General features: G+C 69.9%; 6 protein-coding genes. 2 read left to right on the forward strand and 4 right to left on the reverse strand.

Going from position 1 to position 4745, the window contains the following annotated elements; genetic code table 11:
* From CQZ88_RS04010 to CQZ88_RS04020, 3 genes are all read right to left on the reverse strand, one after another.
* On the reverse strand, positions 1-274 hold a 274-nt coding region (locus tag CQZ88_RS04010), incomplete at its 3' end, for a GlsB/YeaQ/YmgE family stress response membrane protein (protein ID WP_102799283.1).
* A gap of 151 nt (positions 275-425) precedes the next feature.
* Positions 426-701, reverse strand: coding sequence for a DUF4193 family protein (locus CQZ88_RS04015; RefSeq protein ID WP_006943118.1), 276 nt, complete (start codon positions 699-701; stop codon positions 426-428).
* A 222-nt stretch (positions 702-923) separates the two neighbouring features.
* Positions 924-2072 (reverse strand): beta-mannosidase, encoded by a 1149-nt coding sequence (locus CQZ88_RS04020; protein WP_044476306.1) that lies wholly within the window; start codon positions 2070-2072, stop codon positions 924-926.
* A 294-nt stretch (positions 2073-2366) separates the two neighbouring features.
* On the opposite strand from CQZ88_RS04020, the gene CQZ88_RS04025 reads away from it, so the two are divergent.
* Entirely contained in the window at positions 2367-2696 is a 330-nt protein-coding gene (locus CQZ88_RS04025) for a hypothetical protein (RefSeq protein ID WP_006943121.1), read from the forward strand.
* A gap of 14 nt (positions 2697-2710) precedes the next feature.
* On the opposite strand, the gene CQZ88_RS04030 is transcribed toward CQZ88_RS04025, so the two are convergent.
* Positions 2711-3505, reverse strand: coding sequence for an SDR family oxidoreductase (locus CQZ88_RS04030; RefSeq protein ID WP_102799282.1), 795 nt, complete (start codon positions 3503-3505; stop codon positions 2711-2713).
* A 73-nt stretch (positions 3506-3578) separates the two neighbouring features.
* On the opposite strand from CQZ88_RS04030, the gene CQZ88_RS04035 reads away from it, so the two are divergent.
* The coding region (locus CQZ88_RS04035) for a DNA polymerase III subunit gamma and tau (protein ID WP_146034247.1) at positions 3579-4745 on the forward strand (1167 nt) is incomplete at its 3' end.

A 4745-nucleotide genomic window follows, 5' to 3' on the forward strand; every position in this document is an offset into this window, starting at 1 on the left:
GGTGGTGGACCGTGCGGCGGCCGGTGACAGCCTTGACCAGGAACAGCAGGATCACCGCACCGAGGAGGCAGGTGAGGAAGCTGAAGATCAGGCCGCCGCCCGCCACATCGACACCGAAGAGCTTGAGCAGGAAGCCGCCGAGCAGACCGCCGATGACACCCACGACGATGTTCAGCAGGATGCCCTGTTGCTCGTCGGTCTTCATGATCTTGCTACCGATCCAGCCGGCGAGGCCGCCGATGATGATCCACCCGATGATTCCGAGTCCGAGCACGCTCCACTTCCCTTCGTTCGGGAATCTCGTCGATCCCCTCCGGTCTTCACCCGCCGTCGCCGGCGTGGTCACGACTTCGGTTACCCCGTAGGGCGAGGGACTACACCTCGGCGGAAAATTGTTCTCGTTCTGCGCCTTCCGCCGAGGTCCGTCAGCTGCAGTCCCGGCAGCGTGTCGTGCCGTCGTCGGACGGCGCGAGCCTGCTGTGGTGGTGGACCAGGAAACAGCTGTCGCACACGAACTCGTCGTTCCGCCGGGGGACGACCGGGGCGGTGAGCTCCTCCCCGGACAGGTCGGCGCCGGGGAGTTCGAAGAACTCGGCGATGTCGCCGTCGTCCGGCTCCACGGTCTCGCTCACCGCCGGAAGCGTCGGGGCGGTCAGCTCGTCCGTGTCGAGCTCTTTACGGGTGTCGTAGTCGAGTGTCATGACCCTCCTCAGTCCTGGTCGCCGCCCGGCGACGGCACCAGCCGCGCGGTGCGATGTCTTCTTCGTGTCACCTTCCGGCGGGTGCCGGTGAGGGCGACGCCGGGCCGTGATCGCCCTCCTGTACCCGGACCGGGGAGATACCAAACCACTGTGCCGGAACCGGTGGGCGATCCAGGCCGGCCGTCCGACCGGACGGGTGGTCTCGCCGCGCGCGGGCCCCGGCTATCCGGTGTTCGGGATGGGCCCGACGGATGCGCCCGAGGTTCCGAATTCCTCGATCACGTACCACAATTCGTCGTCTGGTCCGATGTCGTAGGTGCAGGAGTCCGGCCGGGGATCGGGGACGAAGGCCCAGAGGAGCGCCCCGGCGGTGCCGGCCGTCTTCTGTCCCTCGATTTTCGTCGCGATGTGCTCGGCGCGGTCGGCCGTGGCCCCGCACCAGCCCGCCGGCTCGCCGATCTCGGCCACCAGCAGCGGCTTGTCGATCTGCTGGGCCTGGGCGATGCGGCGCGCCAGGCCGTTCCACTGGTCGCCGGGCAACGGGATCCCGTCGGCGCCGTAGTCGTGGTACTGGACGACGTCCACGAAGGGGGACGACCCGACCAGCGCGTACTCGTCGCCCTGCGTGCCGCACTGCCCGCCGCCGGTGAGCCCCGCGGTGATCAGGGTGCGGGGATCGATCGCGCGGACCTGCGCCCCCGCCGTGTCGAAGAACCCGCGCAGGACGGCGGCCGCGTCCGGTGGGCACTGCCGCAGCCACCACGAGCACGCCGCGTCGGTGCACATGCTGGTCTCGGGTTCGCCGACGAGTTCCCATGCAGCCAGCGCCGGGGAGTCCTTCCACCGCGTCACCGCCGTCGTCACCCAGTCCCGGAAACTCAGCACGGCACGCTCGTGATCGACCGGCTCCGTCCATCCGTCGACATACCACTGCCGGTCCTTGAACGCCTCGTCCTCGCACGCGCCGTCCTGGGCGGCAAGGACCGGGATCACGAGTTGACCGTGGGCCTCCGCCGCGGCGAACACGGCGTCGAGCGGGCCGAAGTCGAGTTCGCCGGTGAACCGGTCGACGGCCAGGGCCTGGAAGGCGTTGAAGCGGGTGAGCGAATGCGATGGCAGCGCGCCGAAGTACGCATCCAGATCGACCATGGCGCCGCAGCCCCAGTTCACCGCCCAGTTCGTGCCCAGCTGGTAGGCGTTGAAGCCGGTCGGCCACCAGGGCTGCCCGTCGAGCCGCAGCGCCGTGCCGTCGGTGGTGACCCGCGCGCCCGGATCCGGATCGGCGGCGGCGGTGCCGGCCGTGCCGATCGTCGCCGCGGCGACGATCGAGAGACCCACCGCCCACGCCTTTGCCGTGCTCCCCGATCCCATGGAGGAACTGTACTGGCGCGGAGCCGGATCGGCTGCGCATGCGAACCGCGCGACACCGCCGAGTTAGCACTCAGGCTCGGTGAGTGCTAATCTGTGCTGCGTAGCAGCCGGGCCGACGAGTGAGGTTGATCCAGGAGTAGATGCCGTGTCCCGTATCTGTTCCCGGTCGCATCGAGCGGTGGTCGCCGGACCGTTCACCCATCCCGGAATTCTTGTCCTGCAGAAGGTTCCGTACGACCCCGCCACCGGATGCTGCGCACTGTTCCGCCATCGCCGACGAGGATCCGAAAGACCATGTCCGTCCTGCAGACTCCCTTCCGCTCCGGACCGCACCGTTCCCGCCTCGACCTACCCGCGCTGTCGACGCTGCGTGAGGCGGTCGAGGAGAAGGGGGCCGATCTGGCGCTGATGCTCGGCGCCCTGTCGATCGTGACCTTCTGGACGTTCGGCTTCGGGATTCTGCTCGGTGCGGCGGCCATCGGGACCGGCATCGCCGCCACCCGCCGGCCCGCCGTGTTCACCGACGAGGAGAAGTCCCTCGACGCTCTCGTCGGCATGCTCACCGGCATCTTCGGCATCCTCGCGGGCGTGGTGTTCCTCAGCTGGGCGCTGCCCAACCTCTGAGGCACCTGCCTCGGTCAGCGAGGCGCGGACGCCGGCGCGGCCATGAAGCGGTGGAGGAAGGCCTTCACCGAATCCGGTGTCACCGTCGACGCCGCCGCCATCGCCTTGGACATGGGGGAGCTGGCCACCACCTTCCGTTTGCCCTTCAGCATCGCCTCGTAGCCCTTGCGGGCGACCTTCGCAGGGTCGTCCTTGGGGCCGCGGGCGATCGGCGCGTCCGCCATCCCGGCCTTGCGGAAGAACGGGGTGTCGGTCGCTCCGGGCATCAGCGCGGTGACGGTGACCCCGGTCCCGCGCAGCTCCTCGTGCAGCCCCTCGGAGAACGACTGCAGGAACGAATTGGAGGCGTTGTAGACGACCTGGTACGGGCCGGGCATCTCCGAGACCACCGACGACGTGATCAGCACGCGCCCGGTGCCGCGCCCGGCCATGCCGTCGAGGACGTACTTGGCCAGATGCACGGTCGAGCGCACGTTGACGTCCACCACCTCGAGCTGGTCGTCGAGGCCGGTGTCCACGAACAGGCCACCCTGCCCGGTGCCGGCGTTGAGCGCAGCGGCGGCCAGTGGCCGGCCGGTCGCCGTCACGGCGGTGCACACCTCCTCCACGCCCGTCGCCGTCCGGAGGTCGGCGCGCACCGGAATCACGGCGGCGCCGGTGGCGGCGAGAGCACGGGTGGCGTCGTCGAGGGCATCGGAGCGGGCCACGAGGATGAGGTCGTATCCGTCCCGGCCGAACAGTCGGGCGAGTTCCAGGCCGATGCCGCTCGACGCTCCGGTCACCAGGGCCAACGGTCGTGTTTCGGTCATGGCCCCGGATACCCGCATCACTCCGCCGCAACCACGCGGCCGGGGTGTCGGTCGGCGCCGGTAGTCTCGGCGCGTGGCCCTCTACCGTAAGTACCGACCGGCGACCTTTGCCGAGGTGGTGGGTCAGGAGCACGTCACCGAGCCCCTGAGCATCGCCCTCGACGCAGGTCGCATCAATCACGCGTATCTGTTCTCGGGCCCGCGCGGCTGTGGCAAGACCTCCTCGGCCCGGATCCTGGCCCGCTCCCTGAACTGCGCGGAGGGCCCCACGTCGGCCCCGTGCGGGACGTGCCGGTCCTGCGTGGCGCTCGGCCCCGGCGGTGGCGGCAACCTCGACGTCATCGAGCTCGACGCCGCCAGCCACGGCGGCGTCGACGACACCCGCGAACTACGCGACCGTGCCTTCTACGCGCCGGCCGAGTCGCGGTACCGCATCTTCATCGTCGACGAGGCCCACATGGTCACCACGCAGGGCTTCAACGCCCTGCTCAAGATCGTCGAGGAGCCGCCGGAGCACCTGATCTTCGTGTTCGCCACCACCGAACCGGAGAAGGTGCTGCCGACGATCCGCTCGCGCACCCACCACTACCCGTTCCGGTTGCTGCCGCCCCCCGTCATGCGCGGGCTGCTCGAGAAGATCTGCACGCAGGAGAACGTGCCGGTCGAGGACGCCGTCTACCCCCTGGTGATCCGTGCGGGCGGCGGTTCGCCGCGCGACTCGCTGTCGGTGATGGACCAGCTCCTCGCCGGCGCCGGCGAGGAGGGCGTGACCTACAGCCGTGCACTCTCGCTGCTCGGCGTCACCGACGTCGCCCTCATCGACGAGGCCGTGGATGCCCTCGCCGCCGGCGACGGTGCGGGTCTGTTCGGAACCGTCGAGAAGGTGATGGATGCCGGCCACGACCCGCGACGGTTCGCGGTCGACCTGCTCGAGCGGCTCCGGGATCTCATCCTGATGCGATCGGTGCCCGACGCCGCCGATCGCGGTCTCGTCGACGCCCCGGGCGACGTGCTGGAGCGGATGCGGGAGGAAGCCGACCGGATCGGTCCCGCCACCCTGACCCGGTACGCGGAGATCGTGCACTCCGGTCTGGGAGAGATGCGCGGCGCCACGGCCCCGCGCCTGCTCCTCGAGGTGATGTGCGCGCGGATGCTGCTGCCCGCCGCCTCGGGTTCGGAATCGGCTGTGCTGCAACGTCTCGAGCGTCTCGAAAGTGGGATCGCGGCCCCGCAGGGCGCC

It is taken from the genome of Rhodococcus sp. ENV425 (assembly GCF_002887785.1).
Classification (GTDB): Bacteria; Actinomycetota; Actinomycetes; order Mycobacteriales; family Mycobacteriaceae; genus Rhodococcus; species Rhodococcus aetherivorans.